Source organism: Vibrio sp. 2033, from assembly GCF_033339735.1.
Window position 1 is genome coordinate 416,315 of the sequence record NZ_JAWOVC010000003.1, and the last position, 19,068, is coordinate 435,382.

Sequence of the window (19,068 nt, forward strand, 5' to 3'; positions counted from 1 at the left end):
AAGAATGGTTGACAAAAATTTGAGGTTAATCAGTTAAAAGGACCTTATCATTTTGTCCCTTCAGTATTCTCAGACATCTAGAAATCATATAAATTAGACACATCGCTATAGCAGCCAATAGACTTAATTGGGTGTAAAGTAACACCTCAGTACTGCCCCAAGCCTCTCTTAATTCAGAATAATCACCAACAGCGGCGTTAATAACCACGCCAAGGGCAATAAAGAGGTATAACAACCACAATTGAACTTTATTTCTAGGGAGAGTCTTCCACGGACATCTTTCACTAGACTGAAACACTCTGATAGCCTCACTATCTGTCTTTGCATCAATCATTTCTTCTTCAACGAAAAAGCCTTCCGTTTTTAGCCTATTGATATCAGATGACGATGTTGCACTCATTAGGTCAATCGCCACCGCAATCTTATCCCGATGTAAAATAACGTAACTATTCATTAGTACTCCCATAAAAATGAGACACTTTACGTTATATCAGTTGACGATTCAGCTTTCAGTTTTACTAAAATATTAGCGAATAAGTCGCTTTCCGGACTTCCGTGATCTTGCTCGAATATTCTATATGGAAGACAAACGTCTGCGTCTGAGCCTAGGTAATAAAGCCTCACTGGAGCCAGAAAAGACTGCCTTCAGTAGGTGCTTGCAACACTCTACAGCTAACTACGGAAGCACAATAGTAACTTGAGATACAGGTCCTTTGGTGACAAGCTATGTTGCTCCACTAAATCATAAGCCATCATTCGATAGCCCAACATACAAACTTATATTGAAGTCAATGCCTATTTCGCCAGTAAGTAGAATATACCATTGCCACCCTATCCGTCTTTCACGCTCGACGACTGTTATACGGGGGCAAACGGTGATATACACTGAATCGATCACTTTTATTTTTGACTTTCATAAAGCTTCGGTAACGTAAAACGGTTTGCAGGGTAAATCCTTTAGAGCTATTGTAATCTAACGTAACGGCTCAGCTATCTATATTGCCATCAATTCGTTTCAGACACTAAAGTACCCAACCTTACCAGAGCTAGCGAAACTGAAGTTTTCGCCTTTAAATCAAAAATTTACGCCAAACCCAGCTTTTGTATGCCAATCAAATATTCGACCTTCATCCGTATTGTAGCTGTAGAATAAAGCGCCAAATAAGTAGATTTCATCATCGTAGGTTCTGGCCATTATTTAGCCTCCTTAAACCAGTTGCCATGATTTGCAGAGAGGTTATACACAATGGCGGGGTCTAACGTGCGGCTGTAACCCAACGGAGACCAACTCCACGCTTGTTTTGTCTGGTTGTTCTGTACTGACATCAGCATCGCGTTATAATTCGTCAAAGAAAAACGATTTTTTAGACCGATGGCATATTGCATTGCCCCATCACGCTCAATCTGTTGACCATTTGCTAGATCAACAACAAACACATTGTGATAGTTGCGATTAGCCGCCCAAACGATGTCCCCTTCTGGACTGATCGCCGTATAATGCGCTTTTGCTTTATTAACAGGTAACTTTTTCCCCCATTGAACCAATTTTACAAGCTCATGAGTCTTTTCATCAATGATTCCAGCTCCAACATCTCCCACCTCATAAATCAACCCGCCTTTTATAAATCCTGTACCGAATATTTGTAAATCCGTTTTTTCCGCCTCACCTTTAGCAATATCCCACTTATACACCACACGCCCCACCTTACCCGTGCGGTAATAAACGTAGCTGCTATCTTCCGCCCACAGGAAACCCGGAATACCAGCTAAACGATGCGGCAAGTCAATTAATTTTTGCTCTTTTAAATCAAAAAGATGTATGTCAGGTCCGGAGTTCAGTGCAACGTAACGATTATTTGGTGAGCGACTGGTTTTGTATCGAGTGCTGGATGCCTTTCCAAGATAGGGTAAATCTGTCACCAAACGCAGGTCCGTACCATCGGTCTTCATACTCCAAACTTTTACACGCCCTTCGTACTCATCGTACATTGGGTCTGGTCCATATCCTTGATCGTCTGATAAGTTTGCCCAAGTAAACTGAACGCGTGGCAAATCGTAAGAACTCGCGTCGTTTAAATCTTCCCTTGGCCATTCTTTGGCACGATGGATAAAGTAACGAGGAAAGTCACGTTGTTGATAAGTCGCAGAGCCAGATTTACGGACCTTGCTCTGCTCCATGGTGTAGTAGTTATGTTCACCCACGTAAGTGCGGCCGTCATCTTTACAACCCGCTATCGATAAAGCAGTAAGTAACAGTAATAGTATTTTTTTCATGGTTTAACCTAGCAATTCTGAAATGGGTACATTTTCTTCTACAACAACAAGACGTTGGCTACCGGTGGAGAGGCTCGAATGAACACCTCGAACAATATCGACGTTCTTGACCTCTGCCGGCGGGAATGCAAAACGCAGCGTCATATAACCATCGTCGTCTTTCATCGCTGAACGAAAGTACGATTTGTGAATCCAATCGTGTTCTATGTTACGAAGCCCAAAGAAATCGTCCGGCTGATCTGTCAGAGGCTCGTGAAGGTAACGTATAGAAGGCAAAGCGCCTCTCGGAGCCAACTTAAGCCCCGCAACATTGCTTTCTTTATGTTCGTTGATGATTCCACTGCCAGTGCCTGTCGATGTGGTACCAGAAACTGGAATAATATTCTCACCCGCATTATTAAAGCTTTGGAATGAGGAGTATATTTGCAACTCTGAAAGAGACTTAGCAATTGAAGCAGGATCACTCTCTAGCTCAGACAGTTCAGTGTTTGTCAAAGCCAACTCGGAATAATGGATATAACATTCTTGTACTTCTCCCGCGACTTTATATGGCACCCAAATATGCGGTAGAGGAACACCTTGTGCAATACGCAAACCATCTTTGCCAGCTTTATAAGGGCTTAGCACCGTTTTAACAGTGATAGGATCAATATCTAATTTTGGAAAAACAATATCTACTTCCTCATCTACAAGGCGGAATACCCTAGCACCTTGATCAAGGCTTAAATGTCCCGAATACACTTTCTGACCAGATTGATAAATCTCAAATGCTTCTTCGCCAACATAGTAGTCTGGTACAAGGTTTGCCCCATCAATATTTACATGCCGCGTTTTCATCGAAGGTTCAGGATCATTATTTCTGTAGTACTCTAAATCGACATCGGCAAAGTAGCCTTTTGGTGTAACTTCAACCTCTCGCCAAACTTTGTTATTCCAGATTACATAAAAATAACCTTCTGCGACCAACTCATGTCCATTTGGGCCCTCTAGCATAGATAGTACAGGCACCAACACGTTATCCCACTCATCCATCTGAGTATCTTTATCAACGGGTTGCAGGTTTTCGGCGAGTTTAAGCAAAATTGGCTGAGGCTGGTCAGTGCAAGGGATTTTGATATAGAGCGTTTTGCCCTCAGCTTCGAGATCTTTAAATGTCGCGAGGCTGCGGTGTTTGTTTTCTGTATCAGCCTTACCTACAGTCACTTTTTCTTTTTGAGCGTCCGTTTTACCCAACATCAAACATGCCGCGTTGCTAGACCACTGCCCTGCAAACTCGACAACAATTTTTTGGTCTGGGCTTGGCTCAGAAGGTACATGCGTGTAACTGCGAACTAGAGCAACATCGTCAGTAACCCGCTTTAAAAACTTTGCTTTCATTCGAAGCAGATACAGAGTCAACGAGTGATTTAAGTCTAGGGAAGCTTTGCAGCTGAGAGTCCGTCAATGGCGACCGACGAGCAACGGTAGATAATGACACCCAATTGCCTTTTCCCAATTCGATTCTTATAGCTGCTAGCAATGCGCTGGTCGTTTTTTTGGCAGAGATGGAAATCTTTTCGCCAATTCTTTAGGGAGGTTTCTAAGGATGTCATCTGAATTTCGCAAACGCGAAAGCTGTCCTATACACTCGTCCGGTGTAAGAACATAAGATAGCTCGTTGGAGGATAGCTTCGAGCTAGGTATAAATTTGCAAACTAAATGCATTTGAATTCTCCACAACCAACATCGTAAATATGGCTGCGGTGACAATTAAGCTGATAAGGCTTACAAGTACGATTTGGTCTGCGTATCCTACTTACTTAGCCATTTATTTTCAAAGAGATAGAAAAATCGCCCGAAATCAAAAACACCAAAAAAATGGTCATTTTTGCTATCAAAACATGCGATTTGACCACTATAAAAGCCAGTAACATCACCCACTCTGTCAAAATGGTAAAATCTTACTATCTAAAAAAATTTAATTTATGGACTGAAGTTAACAAAAATCGTAGTAACGTGCGCTTCAGGTAAGTACGAGGAAATTCAGAAGTTTATGAGGTGCCCTCCTCAGCAACAAACAACAAATTGACTGTTACTGAGGAAGTTTAAATAAAAAGGTGAGCGCATTACGCACTCACAAAAGTAACTGCTCTGAAGCTTGCTAGGATTAAATTTGCTTCATCGCGAGTTAAAGAGGTGAGGTATTACCCATCGACCTCATGCAGAACACTATACTCAAAGTATAGAAACGATCGTAAATATATAATATTTAAAAAGATTTTCAACACGACACATTCACCACAGCACCTGCCGAGCGACCATCACAATCACGTCATACACACCTAAAAGCAACATTGGCCTAGTTATTATAGTTATTCAGCCTTGTATTAAGACGATTCATTAATTCGAGTAACTTATCAATAAAGGCAATTATTTTGATAAATATCACAAAAAGTCCCAAAGAAATAAAGCGAGCTAAACGCTCGCTTTATTTATGCCGCATTTTTTAAAGTTTTGTTATCACTAAAATATCGGTTGTAAACAGCACCTAAGGAGGCTGTACTTGCGAAACGATCATAGTTAAATGTTGCTTGAGCCTCTTCGGCAGAGGCGGAAAGCTTGTTGGTACCATTTACATAAATCGTCACTACCCCCTCCTTCAGTCCTGAAAGATCTAAATCAGTTGTCCATGAGTCTGAAAGCACGGTTGCCATGCCTGTGGCTTCTGTACCATCAGCGTCGACTGCTTTGATATCTATGAACTCACCATCTTCAAATCGTTCACTGCTACCACTTACTGTCACGCTTTCCACTCCAGTAACATCGTTGATAGCGTCTAGGTGTATTGTCGGTGTAATTGGCATGGAGTAAGCCGTGCTCTGACTACCGGTATTCCCTGATAAGTCTTGGTAGTCACGAACAAGCAACCCCACATTGAGCTCTGACGTGCTTGGTACCACCACATCACCAGTCCAAACACTTGGGTCCGCGGTTGCCATTAATGAAGTGATCGTTGTACCACCTAACTCCGCCGCTGCGGACTGCAGATCTTTATCGAATTCTAGCGTTACCGTCACGCTTTGGCTGATGGCTTGGTGCTCAGGCGTAAACGTCACGTTAGTCAGCGTTGGCAAAGACTGCGCCAATGTAAAACTCTGGCTTTCACTTACTTCAATGCCCGCTGAGTTCGTCCCCGTCACCATCACGGTATAAGTGCCGTTGGTTTGGTGACTCATATCAATCGCGTCACTGGTCCAATTGCCACCGGCTTGTACCGTCGCACTGCTGCTTTTCAATACCGTCGCGCTGCCTTGGGCTTTTACTTCAAGACGCAGGGACTGACCATCAAAACGTGTCGACGTACCTTCAAATTGTAGCGTGGCTGCATGCGCTTCATCCACATTACCCACTGGCGTAATAGCTAAGGTTGGCGTGATCGGCATGGAGTAAGCCGTGTTCTGACTACCGGTATTCCCTGATAAGTCTTGGTAGTCACGAACAAGCAACGCCACATTGAGCTCTGACGTGCTTGGTACCACCACATCACCAGTCCAAACACTTGGGTCCGCGGTTGCCACTAATGAAGTGATCGTCGCACCACCTAACTCCGCTGCGGCGGATTGCAGATCTTTATCGAATTCCAGCGTTACCGTCACGCGTTGGCCGATGGCTTGGTGCTCAGGCGTAAACGTCACGTTAGTCAACGTTGGCAGAGACTGCGCCAGTGTAAAGCTCTGGCTTTCACTCACTTCAATGCCCGCTGAGTTCGTCCCCGTCACCATAACGGTATAAGTGCCATTGGTTTGGTGACTCATGTCCATTGCGTCACTGCTCCAAGTGCCACCGACTTGTACTGTCGCGCTGCCGCTTTTTAGTACCGTCGCGCTGCCTTGGGCTTTCACTTCAAGACGCAGGGACTGACCGTCAAAACGTGTCGACGTACCTTCAAATTGTAGCGTGGCTGCATGCGCTTCATCCACATTACCCACTGGCGTAATAGCTAAGGTTGGTGTGATCGGCATGGAGTAAGCCGTGCTCTGACTTCCGGTATTCCCTGATAAGTCTTGGTAGTCACGAACAAGCAACGCCACATTGAGCTCCGACGTACTTGGTACCACCACATCACCAGTCCAAACGCTTGGGTCCGCGGTTGCCACTAATGAGGTGATCGTCGTGCCACCTAACTCCGCCGCGGCGGACTGCAGATCTTTATCGAATTCCAGCGTTACCGTCACGCTTTGGCCGATGGCTTGGTGCTCAGGCGTAAACGTCACGTTAGTCAGCGTTGGCAGAGACTGAGCCAGTGTAAAGCTCTGGCTTTCACTTACTTCAATGCCCGCTGAGTTCGTCCCCGTCACCATCACGGTATAAGTGCCGTTGGTTTGGTGACTCATGTCCATTGCGTCACTGATCCAAGTGCCACCGGCTTGTACTGTTGCACTGCCGCTTTTTAGTACCGTCACGCTGCCTTGTGCTTTCACTTCAAGACGCAGGGACTGACCGTCAAAGCGTGTCGACGTGCCTTCGAATTGTAGCGTGGCGGCATGCGTTTCATCCACATTGCCCACTGGCGTGATGGCTAAGGTCGGCGTCATCGGCATGGAGTAAGCCGTGTTCTGGCTACCGATATTCCCTGATAAGTCTTGGTAGTCACGAACAAGCAACGCCACATTGAGCTCCGACGTACTTGGTACCACCACATCACCAGTCCAAACACTTGAGTCCGCGGTTGCCACTAATGAAGTGATCGTTGTACCACCTAACTCCGCTGCGGCGGATTGCAGATCTTTATCGAATTCCAGCGTCACCGTCACGCTTTGGCCGATGGTTTGGTGCTCAGGCGTAAACGTCACGTTAGTCAGCGTTGGCAGAGACTGCGCGAGTGTAAAGCTCTGGCTTTCACTCACTTCAATGCCCGCTGAGTTCGTCCCCGTCACCATCACGGTATAAGTACCATTGGTTTGGTGACTCATGTTCATTGCGTCACTGATCCAAGTGCCACCGGCTTGTACCGTTGCGCTGCTGCTTTTCAATACCGTCGCGCTGCCTTGGGCTTTCACTTCAAGACGCAGGGACTGACCGTCAAAGCGTGTCGACGTACCTTCAAATTGTAGCGTGGCGGCATGCGTTTCATCCACACTGCCCACTGGCGTAATAGCTAAGGTTGGCGTGATCGGTAATTCGTGAGCGGTGTTATCCTCACCTATGTTGCCAGTCAAATCTTTAAATTGACTAACAACCAAGTCGACACTTAACAGCGCGGTGCTCGGAACTTGTACATCACCAACCCAGACCTTTTTATCTGCCGTTGCTGACAGAGAACTAATGCGATTTCCGCCAAGCGTAGCGGTCGCCTCTTGGAGCTCTTTATCAAACTCAAGCGAGACACTCACGCTTTGCCCCACGCTCTGATGCTCGGGGTTAAATGTCACATTGGTCAGTTTTGGTAAGGTTCCTTCAACCGCGATACTTAAACTGCTTCCTTTTCCAGGAATGGTGTTGATACTTTGGTAGCTATCATCCTCTACCTGTATTGTTATGTTTTTATCTTGCTTTTCTGGACTGATGTAATTAACCGTCCACGTAACGTTGTCTGAAGTGGACCACGTATCTTGCTTTAACGTTCCTGTTGCACCGTTATCACTAGCGACAAGGTGGACATCTGAGATATCAAAGTTAGTAACTTCTTCTGTAAAGTTAAACGTAAGTGTAATCTCTTCACCTCCAAAAAGAGGGGCGCTTGAGGCGGTAGAGATACTTAGCCCGGGAACGGTTGCCGCTTCCACATGCGCGTCAATAGAACTTTCACTCTTGTTATCCACTTTGTCTGTTGCTGCCACCGTGATCGTATGATCGCCTTTCGGTAACAAGTAGCTTATGACATAAGGCCCCGCTTCGGTTGTCGGCTCAGTAATCGCTTGAGGAGCCACTGTGCTACCACCACTCACCGCTTTTGACGTGACGAGATTTAAATTTTTATCTGTAATGTATGCACTAATTTCTAGTTGATACTTATCGTTTGTCGGCACCTTAGAGGTTTGATTAGCACTTAAGCCCGAAATACTTGGAGCGTCATAATCAACAATAGATTCGATAACCTTTCCATCATAACTTTTGCCTAGTAATTCAAAGCTTGTATTCTCTCTTCCAACTGAGTCCGTCACCGTCACCTTAAGGGTATATGACCCTTGGTTATCGACGGCAAAGTTCATCATTCCATTACCACTAGATGAGATAACATCACCTGAGTAACGCAAGGAATCACCGAGGCTTGGAACAAGCTCCACAGAATATTGTGAAGCTTTCACTCTTTCTCCTTCCACCGTAGATACCGTAAACGGCTGGCTTGCCTTGGTTAAAAACAGTTTCCCACCCTGCAAACTCGTAATTCCATCGAAATCAACTGTGACTTTAGGAACACTAATATCAATGACTTTTCTGATATCAGAATACAGTCCGACGCTATCTGTCGCTTTGATGTCTACTGTGATTGAACCACGCCCCTCTAACTGAGATTTCGGTAGTTCAAAGTACGTAGATGAACCATTCCCATCCTCTACTCTTTCTTCTTGATAACTCGGGTTTAAAACCGAGTAGTTTACTGTTGCCAGGCTGCTACCAGTGTCCGTTATGTCAAAACGAAAACGAACATTATCAGGATTTGTTGGCGATTCGGTTACGATAATCTCATCGCCAACACTTGGAGGTGTGTTGTCAACTTTAATATCAACGGTCGCTTCACCGACTCTCGACCACACATCCGTTGCGGTAATCGTTGTCCTGATCGTTTTTCCATCCGCATCGCTAGGAAGTTCACTTGTAAATGTTGAACACTTGTAGGTTGGATCATCTGCACACACCTCTAATTGTGCAAACTTCTCCGGATTATCTTTATAGTTGTAGGATTCCGTTCCAAACCTGGCCATCACATTGTCTAGTCTAGAGTTTTCATACAGCTTAATTCTGAATTTGGCGACAAGCTGCTGACCATTAATGGTTGTGTTTCCAACCGGATCAGTAATTTCAACGACTACCGAACCTTTAGGTAATTCAAGCAGTAGATCGTGCTCTGGCGTCAAGTTTCCTGCTAAATCAGATAAGTTCTTGATTTTGTATTCTTGAGTTGTACTCAGGCCATCAATAATATCGGCATAGGATTCAGAATACGTACACTTGATATTTCCAACACCTTTGGCACAAGTCGTTGGTGTATAAGCTTTGTTGCCAAGATTACGAACCAACTTTGGATATTCATCTGAACTTTCGGTATTCACGCCTGATAAAGCATCATTGAAAGAGAGCTCAAATGTGAGCATCTTCTTCTTCAAAGCTTCATCAAACCAAACATCACTTCCTTTAAAACTGTATGAGTTACCATCTACGACTGTCGGTGCATCAATATCCACCATCGAGAAATTGAACTTGTTGATCGTTTCACGCCCATTTGTACCCAAGGTTTTAGTGATCAAAGTAACAGGTGCTTTGGTCATGTTTTGCCCAACATTGACACTACAACTGTAAGGTTCTTGCGATACGTTGATAACACCAGAAGTTGGTTGCTCATTAGTTGGTGGCGCATCCAGAGAGTTGTATTCTTCACGAACCCAACACTCTAACGTTTTGGCTTTGACCGCACTCAATGTAGTAAAGGTGACATCAAGAACACCATCAGATAAGTAATTTTGGAAGTCCAGCGGGCTTTCAACTGTTAGAACCACACCTTCACGCTGTACGCTAAAGGTTTGGTTTACTTTTCCAACCTTTCGGTCTTTTTCATCAAGGTAACGAACTTTGTTATAAACTTTGATATCAAGTTCATAATTACCATCTTTGGCAATTTGTGTAGAAAGCAACGTTGCAGTCCAAGTGCCATCTGCGGTTTCTGAGAACGTAAAGTTAGTCCCGTTTTGCTCTCCAGAGAATCTATAAGTTGAGTCAATTCGATCAACGCCACTATCATCAACAATATCAAGCGTCAGTACGATATTTCCATCTTGATAGATGGTGTTGTTTGTAATTGGCGTTCCATCCGTGTAACTCATCGCCAGCGTCACCTGCGGGATTGAGTTGTACACTTTGACGGTAAAATCTTGCTCATCATTGGTTAAGGTTGTGTTGCCACGAACATCAGACCCTTTTAAACGAACCTTGTGTGTACCCGTACCTAAATCACCAAGGCTCACTTTGAGATCCTCATTGATTTTTGTACCGGGAGAGCCAGGTAATGGTTCCAGATCGCTAAACGTCCAATACTCTAGGCTTTCTCGATTTACGCCATTAATTGAAACATCACCGTTTGCATTTAGGTCTAGCGCCGTTAGGTCAAAGACATAGTTACCTAAGTAGTAGTCATTCGCATTGAAACCACTTAAGCCTAATGTTGGCCCATCACGATCAAGAATAACCTTGTGCGTGTTAGAACTAGACTCAAAACCATAAATATCGGTTGCTTTTACATACAATGACGTTGTTTTTTCATCTTCAGAAATGTCTATTTTATCTGTGTCACTCTTGATAAGAGACATGACAAACTCTTTAGATGAATCCGTTGGCACAATTGTCTTAATTGGCGAATCTTTACCACTTTGATACAGCGAGACTTGCTCAAGGTCTGAATCGTCTATTACAGATTTAAATCGCACGTTGAACTCACGCCCTATGACATAGTTCTCTTTGGACAATGTGTCTTCAACCCAAGGTGTATTTAGGATGATTTCAGGGCCTTTGTTATCGACTTGGAAGGTAAATTTCCCTGTTGTACTAACATTGGCAGGGTAAGCGTTGTCCGTCGCAGTGACGTAAAACTCATTCCATTCATCGTAATCAAATGCTTTTGAAACCAGTTGGACTTTGACGTCAGGCTGTTCACCAACTAGGTATGGTACGTCACACGCCTCTGTTAGAGGGTCACAGCTTTCTAATGTCAGAGCCTGACCAGATCCGCGGCGCAGATCTATTTTTACGTTATTGCCAGAGCTTAACGTCCCCCAATCAATGACAGGTGTCCATTGGTTATTACCACCTAAACGGCTTTGAACCTGCTCGCTTTTTACAATAGGAGCTTCAGAGTCGATACGAATATTGAATCTCGGAGCGGTGCTAGTTAACTCTGAAACGGAGTTACCTAAGTTGTCCTCTGCTGCGGCAACAACTAACCAATCTCCATCACCAGGATAAATCGTAGAGCCTTGATTTGAACAAATCTCGCCCGTACATAGTTTGACTTTAAACGCGTCTTTTGAGTTACTTGCAAAGTTTTCTGGTGTGTATGTTACTTTTTCACCGGTTTGCTGGTAGAAAACAAGACCCCTCGAGGCAAGCTTATCACCAACAATATCCTCAACCTTGAAGGTTAATTCATGAGTATTGTTCGCATTTAAATAAATACCGTTTTCTACAGGTTTACCATCGACATCATTCGGTGGAAGGTAACTGGCCTTAGGGAAGTCGTTATCAATAAACACCGATTCTATAAACGGAGATTTACCATTGTAACCATACGCATTGCCATGTGGGTCCATAGCACTGGTCTCCACGGCAAACTCTATAATATCTTTTAGTTCACTAGACTGGGAGTTAAGGGTGAAGAAGTACTCTTTTCGATAAGCATTGCTGCTGTCTGAGTTTTCTACGATGTTGATGTCCAGTGGTATTTCAATGTTTGGCTCATTGGCTTGATACCACATCGTGCTAAACTTCGGGCCGTGAGCGTCGGTTCCTACAATACCAGAAGGATCGTCTAGGACAATTTTAGAAACAACCTCGCCAGCGATATAAAGCCTATTACCAACCATCGTCTCTCTACCGCTTTCAATGGTTAATTTTGGCTGCGGAGGCAAGGTATCGATACTGCTACCCTCTGTATCAAAAATGTTCTTACCATTAAAGTCAGGATTAGCCATCGAAATATCATCAGCATAGAGCTGCGCGATATTGGTCTCAATACCGTATTTGCTCGCCATGATTTCATAATACGATTGCGCCAGATCTTTTCGGTAAGTTTCAGCGCCAAACGTGTAAGAATCGAGCGTAACTTGACTTCCTCCGGCCCCTATACCATTTGCTTTTCCATCGTAGCTAAAATCATCGTAACTAGCAGATGCAAAATCTAATGAGTTATTTCTTGGCATTCTCTCGGCAATACTATCAATTGCTTCAACAAGGAATCGGTGTAGATAGTCATTTGATGGCTTGTCTGGAATCGCTTTAGTCGTAAGCATTTCATTGGTTGCATAAGACACAACCGTTGGGTCAAACCCAAAGAATGAGTTGTTATTCGTACCTGATAACGCGTAGCGCACCTCATCAAGAATTTGAATCGCACGTTCTGAAGTTTTCTCTCCCGCTGTCACTTGATCCCACTGGAAATCAAACAAACCAGTCTGATATGTCGATAGTTCAGTAATATAGTAAGTTTGAGAACCTTTGAGCTTAAAATACACACCAATATTGGCCTTGTTTAAGTCAACCGTAACTTTCTTGGTCCCTGGATCTCTTTTCCATTGGTAATAGTATGGCTCACTGCCTTCGATACCAATTAAACGAACACGCATGAAATCATAATTCACTACGTCAGTTGTGGTTTCACAACTCGCTACGTCAAGAGCCATGGACTGGTCACTTTCCAGTTGCTGGATAGTGGTACAACTTGCAAGTGAAGTGAATTCACCACTTGGGCTCAACCCTTCAAGTTGAGCTCGCGCACCAATAAATGGTGTCACCACTTTTATGGTTGGTAGGTCAAAGCTACTTCTAAAATATACTTCTCTTGGAGTGCTTTCGTTATCAGACTCATCGACGGTTTGAATGACTAACTTTTGACTACTGTTTTCTGATACCGATTTAAAGCTGTCACCCAAAATATCTCTTACAAAAGGAATGTAATAAATGACATCCTCTACTCGCCCATTGCTATCTAACAGCGTTTCGTGCGGAATTTTTGCGATGTAATCGTCATCGGATGCGGTTGTGTCAATAACTTGCTGAAGTGAGTAGTTGTTATCGTTGTTTTGGCTTACGTAGTACTTGACGACGAGCTTAAGCTTATTAGCGTTGGAGCCTAAAACCGTATCGGTGTTTACGTCTGAAACTTTCACACGAACATAAGGGATTTTATTCTCTTTCAATAAATTAGCGTTGAAGTTACTAAAATCTATCCCTTTTAATGAGTTCTGAATCCCTAAACTTGCGTACGCATAGTCAATCTTCAGGAAATCGCGGCTTGCTTGAACATTGTCTGGGGTGTACGTATCTTGAGAGTAGATACCATCGTAAGTGGTTCGTTCACCATCTAAACCCACATTTACGTACGTCATTGACGTACCTTCAGGATAGGTTATCGTCTGTGCTGGCGCTTGATCGTCACGACTTACTGCATGCTGCGCAGCGCCCGTATTCCCTTTGCTATCCTTCGCTCGAACCTCAAAGACCGTCGTAGATAGGAATTCATCAGTTGGGTAAGCCTTACTAAACTCACAAGCATTTCCAGACTCTACAGTGACAGGAGAACATGTGACGCCCTCATGTAAGCCATCTTTAAATGAAATACTGACCGAACTAATCTCTTGCGAGCTTTCTTTTACAACCCCTTTCAGAACGTATTCTTTAAGTTGGTTATTAATTGCACTCGCCGATGTAATATCGATAACAGGCGCATCGTTATCCCATTCAAAGTTGATATGAAGACCCGAATGGCTGCCTGGAATTAACTCATTACCCAGTACATCCGCTGTATATAAGACTAACCGTGCTGCTGTTACGTTTGAGAGCCCTGTGGCAGGGTTCATATCTACACTATCGATCTCTTTGGTATTAATGTTAACTTTAACGTTGGTCTCTCGAAGGCCAACTTCAAAATCATCAAATTCAACCGAACAGAATGTGCTTCCAAAATCTTGTATGTCGTTACATTGAAATTCACCAGACCAAGAGCCATTAATCTGATACTGAATAAAGGCGGATACGTCTTCTACACCGATATCATCAACAATTTTTAGGTCAACTTTATCGGTGCCTGCAAGTACATCACGGTCAATGCGTGTCACGATAGGCGCTGTGGTATCAATCTCCGTCCCATCTCGCGGTGGAATGACGCCATCTGTACTGCCATATGTACCTAAGTCATTAAGCTTCTTACTAAAGTCGACATAGTCTGCAGCATCAGTACCTGAAATATTGATACTTGGGTCGTTTACCACGATCAAAACGTGCTGAGATAAGTCACGTGTGTAAACGTCGCTGTTTATCTTTTTCTGTCCAAAGCTGAGGGGAGTCACTGCTCCTGAAGTCTTGCTCACTTCAAGACCATCAAGAACACCATCTGCAATAACATCCCGATATTGGATGTCAGCGAAGTGCATCGAAGTGTAGACGTTATCGCTGTTGCCGTATTTTTTTATAAGATCGTAAGAGTAAGACGAGTATGCTGTTAATAAAGCACCGTATTGATGCCCAGCACTAGCAAAACTGCTTTGCCCACCTTTGGTAATATCAATAGGTTTGGTCTCATTTACGTCAAAACCATACATGCTATTGATACTATCCAAAGCGGTTGAAAAAGCACTTTCATCTGTGGCCCCCTGAGAAATTTTGTACTTTGCCAAGCCTGCTGCCAAGTTCGACAGCGGAGTAAGCATTAACTTTTGCTCACTCCCCTCTTTAAAGTTCACAACACCTTCAAATTTAAGTGTCTTCGCATTGCTCACAGATACCGTTTCATTTGTAAACGGATCGGTATAACTCCCCTCTTTTGCAACAACAAAAAGAGGCATTGACGACGATTCAAACTCTAGCAGATAGTTTCCGAAGGCATCAGACGTCGTGTTAGCCAACTTCCGACCTAAGTTTCCATTTTTGAACTCGAAAACCTCAATCTTGGCGCCATTGACTGGGGCGTCAAACACCATACCGGAAATGCTTCCTTTGCTTCTAGCTGGAGGTGTGTTGTCTCCTCCATCACCACCACCACATGCACTCAATAAAAGAGATGTAAGCGTAAGACCTAATGTTAATTTCAGCGTATTTTTAGCGAACATAGTAATTTGGCAAAATATATTTTCCCGAGATTATATTATTGAAAAATATTTTCTCAACGTGACATTAACACCAACAAAATAGGCATAAACACCAAGCCAACCGTCACTTTGACTGAATTATTAAAATTATTTTTACATCCTATAATTATTAACTTAGTTAAAACAGAGGAATTACTCATGCTTTAATGCTAGTTTTTATTTAAAATATTATACTCTACGCACAACTGTCAGTATTGATAAACCAACAAAACTAATGACTATTTTAATAATAAAAAGAAGTGTGCAAGCTCCTACCGTAGCCCTTATCACTACTGCGTTAATCATATTGATTAGCGTATCGCTTTCTCACTACTTCCTCACTCCTGTGGATAGGCTACCTACCATCAAGCCTTTAGAATTCGAAAGTGAGAATGTGCAGCCATCAATTAAAAAGAAGACTCGTAGGCAAAAAATCACTACCGGTGTTGTTGAATACTCTTTTGTCGCTTCATTATTAAAATCAGGAGTGAGTCAAAAAGAGATCAACTTGCTATTAGCACTTATCAAAAGCAAGTTTAATATTATTGACTCTATTAAAAGAGGTGATAACTTTATCTTAAGAACTAAATTAAATAGTAAAAATGAAACTTACATTAGTTCTTTTTACTATTTAGGCAGTAAAACTGATTTATTTATTATCAATGATGGTCACGGTAACGTATTTGATGAGCATGGTGTGTCGATAAATAATCAGTTCATGTTTTCTTCACCCTTTGATAAAAACTACAGAGTGAGCTCTGACTATGACTTAAAGCGAACACATCCAGTGACCAATATAACGACTCCGCACTTAGGCACTGATTATGCCACACCTGTAGGTACACCGATTCGTAGTATTGCTGATGGCATCGTTTTAAAGTCCCGCTACAACCGTTTTGCAGGCAACTACATTAATATCCGCCACACAAATGGCTCTGTATCACGCTACCTACACTTATCTCAGCGCAACGTCCATGTTGGTGAGAAGATCAGCCGAGGACAAGTGATAGGGAAAACGGGTAACACAGGAAGAACAACAGGGCCGCATTTACATCTTGAACTGCACATCAATGGTGTTCCGGTTGATTACGAGCGATACATTCAAAGGCACCCAAACACTGACGTAAATATAGAAATGCTGATTGCAGCGAGAAAAGAAAAAGCAGAGTTAACAGCGGAATGGCAACGGTATGAGCAGTCAAATAGGTAACAACAGCCACTTCGATTCGCTCTTTCTTCATTTATCTGAAGCGAGTCCTCGTAACCTTCTGAGCGCTTCGTAGTCTGTCGCCACTAACCAATTTCAGGATCAAAAAGAGCCGCTACATGCGGCTCTTAATGATTATAATTTCCCGATATTCCATCGGTTTCCCCTTAACCAAACACGTTGTCCTCTTGTTCTTGAACGCAAATGGTACGCGCCCTATCATGTTCACGTAAAAGATCAATAAAAGAATAAAATGATTACTCATTGTATTGGCTAGATATCTAATACAAAGAGGCCCAACAATACCTCTTTCTTACTTTCTAAACAGTGACGCTGTCACGATTATGAGTGGTTTCTATCATATTCAGCGCTTGCCTTTCTCAGCCCTTCTAAATCGTCTGAACATAAAAATCTCTTCAGGCTGTCGATTTTCTTATCAGGCCAATCATATATCCTAAGAGCAAGCAGTTCGTCTATCGTCTCTCGAGAAAAGCGATATTTGACATGCTTAGCTGGTGACCCCGCAACCATGCTGTAAGGCTCAACATCTTTCGTCACCACACTGTTTGCCGCAACGATTGCTCCTTCTCCGATAGTCACACCCGGCATTATCATGGATCGCATACCGAGCCAGGCGCCATCGCCAATATGAGTATCTCCTTTCCCGACGTACGCTTCTTCAATAAAGTCCATAAATGGGTACAAGGAGAACCAATCAGCTCTATGTGTACTGTTTCCCCCCATAACAATGACAACTTCCGCTGCAATACAGACAAAGTCACCTATATGTAACTTATCAATCTTCCATTTTGGTTCCCAATCTCGGCTGAACTCATCGCCTTGTAGATATCTTACAACAGACTCTTCAAAACCGGCGTCCCAACAATCACTGTAATAACTATGTTTACCTTTAATCGTTATATTTGGGTTCGTAACAACTTCATGTAGCAAAGTCACCTTAGACCAATGCTTAGTTTTCATGAATACTCCTATAAATACTATCTAATAAAACACTGTAGATAGTATGTATCTAAATAAGCTCTAATAATTACGTAGTGCCTATTACCACTAAAATTTACTTCACCACTGAGCTAATAATATGGTAAGCAGCCTCTACTCTTTCTGCATTAGGGTAGTTTTTATTCGCCAGAATCACTATGCCTATTTTTTCAGAGGGTACATACGCGACATATGCCCCAAAGCCACCTGTTGAGCCCGTTTTGTTATACCAAACGTCACGACCGAGAGTACCAGATACACTTGCTTGAACCGGTTTAGCTTTGAGAATTACATCGCTGGAGTTACCCTTCAATAATTGCGAAAGTGAAACGGGGTAATCATAACCCTCCCATCCTACGGCTTGTGTAAACGTGTCGGTATCAAAATACTTAGTATGAGTTCTCTCTAGCGCATTCTCCATATCATTATTCAGTTGCGCTTGACCCATATTTGCTTCGATATATTGAAGCATATCTAAGCTTGTTGATTTAATACCATAGGCTTGTGCATCAAGAATACCTGGATTAACTCTAACGGGTTTTCCCTCAGAACTATAACCAAAAGCATAGTTGTTAAGCTTATCCTTTGGTACATCGACAAAGGTATTGGTCATACCGAGCTCAGGCAGGATGACGGTTTCCATCATTTCCGTATAGTCTGACTTCATACTCAAGGCACCGATGTAGCCAAATAGACCAATACTAGGGTTTGAGTACTTCCTCTTAGTACCGGCTTCGTACTCCGGTTTCCACGTTTTGTAGTACTGCATCATTTCAGCGTCGTTCGTTACTTCGCTAGGGAATTGCAATGGTAGACCACCTGCAGTGTAGGTGGCGACATTAACTAGCTTGGTATTACCCAGAGCACTATTCTCTAATTCTGGAATATAATCTTTGACCTTGTCATCCATGTCTAGCTTACCTTTTTCTTGGGCGTACCCAGTCAAAGTAGCAGCAAAAGTTTTACTGATAGAGCCGAGTTCAAAAATTGTGTCGTTGGTGACTAAACTCCCCTTACTTACGTCAGCCAAACCGTAATTATAAAAATAACGTTTACCATCAATCGTTACTGCAACAGCCAACCCCGGAATGTCGTATTCGTTGATTAATCCTTTAGCGCATTCATCAACTACGCTCTTTAATTGACTGCTAACCGTTAACTCCGTTTTCGCAAACGTGACGAAAGAAGTGAGCGATAAAATGGCCAGCAAGGCATTGTTTAACTTCATTGAACCCTCAATTTTTTAATTTTAGAACCTATCCCAATAGGTTTTTAGTCCAGACAATGATACCACAGGCAAAATGCAGCATCGCCTCATAATTCTCGACTTTCTTCTCCCAACGAGTCAGGACACGACGGTAGCGATTCATCCAACTGTGTGTTCTCTCTACAACCCAACGGTGAGCCTTAAAATCCGTGTTTTTAATGGCTTCTGACTCATCCTTCCGTGACTGGATATGAGGTTCATAGCGACGACTTTTCAGATACGATCCCAACCATTCCGCTTCATACCCTTTGTCCATGCACAACCGGAGCCTCTTGCCCGGTCTGCCCGTC

At 43.1% G+C, this 19,068-nt stretch carries 7 protein-coding genes and 1 pseudogene; 1 reads left to right on the top strand and 7 read right to left on the bottom strand.

Translation table 11 applies throughout. The features are described 5' to 3' along the window. Positions 1-25: 25 nt before the first annotated feature. The 4 genes and pseudogenes from R7P74_RS07470 to R7P74_RS07485 form a co-directional block, all read right to left on the bottom strand. Entirely contained in the window at positions 26-454 is a 429-nt protein-coding gene (locus tag R7P74_RS07470; protein ID WP_017635776.1) for a hypothetical protein, read from the bottom strand. A 740-nt stretch (positions 455-1,194) separates the two neighbouring features. Beyond that, entirely contained in the window at positions 1,195-2,274 is a 1,080-nt protein-coding gene (locus R7P74_RS07475; protein ID WP_225472972.1) for a hypothetical protein, read from the bottom strand. A gap of 3 nt (positions 2,275-2,277) precedes the next feature. Next, positions 2,278-3,978 (bottom strand): annotated as a pseudogene (locus R7P74_RS07480) (hypothetical protein). A 767-nt stretch (positions 3,979-4,745) separates the two neighbouring features. Continuing rightward, on the bottom strand, positions 4,746-15,287 hold the full coding sequence (locus R7P74_RS07485; protein ID WP_318122781.1) for a tandem large repeat: 10,542 nt from the start codon (positions 15,285-15,287) through the stop codon (positions 4,746-4,748). Positions 15,288-15,540: 253 nt separating this feature from the next. On the opposite strand from R7P74_RS07485, the gene R7P74_RS07490 reads away from it, so the two are divergent. Next, positions 15,541-16,515, top strand: a complete 975-nt coding sequence (locus R7P74_RS07490; protein WP_021707562.1) for a peptidoglycan DD-metalloendopeptidase family protein — start codon at positions 15,541-15,543, stop codon at positions 16,513-16,515. Positions 16,516-16,854: 339 nt separating this feature from the next. Here R7P74_RS07490 and R7P74_RS07495 read toward each other — a convergent pair whose 3' ends face one another. From R7P74_RS07495 to R7P74_RS07505, 3 genes are all read right to left on the bottom strand, one after another. Beyond that, on the bottom strand, positions 16,855-17,493 hold the full coding sequence (locus tag R7P74_RS07495) for a CatB-related O-acetyltransferase (protein ID WP_005373432.1): 639 nt from the start codon (positions 17,491-17,493) through the stop codon (positions 16,855-16,857). A 94-nt stretch (positions 17,494-17,587) separates the two neighbouring features. Further along, positions 17,588-18,739 carry a class C beta-lactamase gene (ampC, locus tag R7P74_RS07500; RefSeq protein ID WP_258460956.1) on the bottom strand — a complete coding sequence of 384 codons (1,152 nt, stop codon included), beginning with the start codon at positions 18,737-18,739 and terminating at the stop codon, positions 17,588-17,590. A 28-nt stretch (positions 18,740-18,767) separates the two neighbouring features. Next, a partial coding sequence (locus tag R7P74_RS07505) for a transposase (RefSeq protein WP_206937618.1) occupies positions 18,768-19,068 on the bottom strand: 301 nt, incomplete at its 5' end.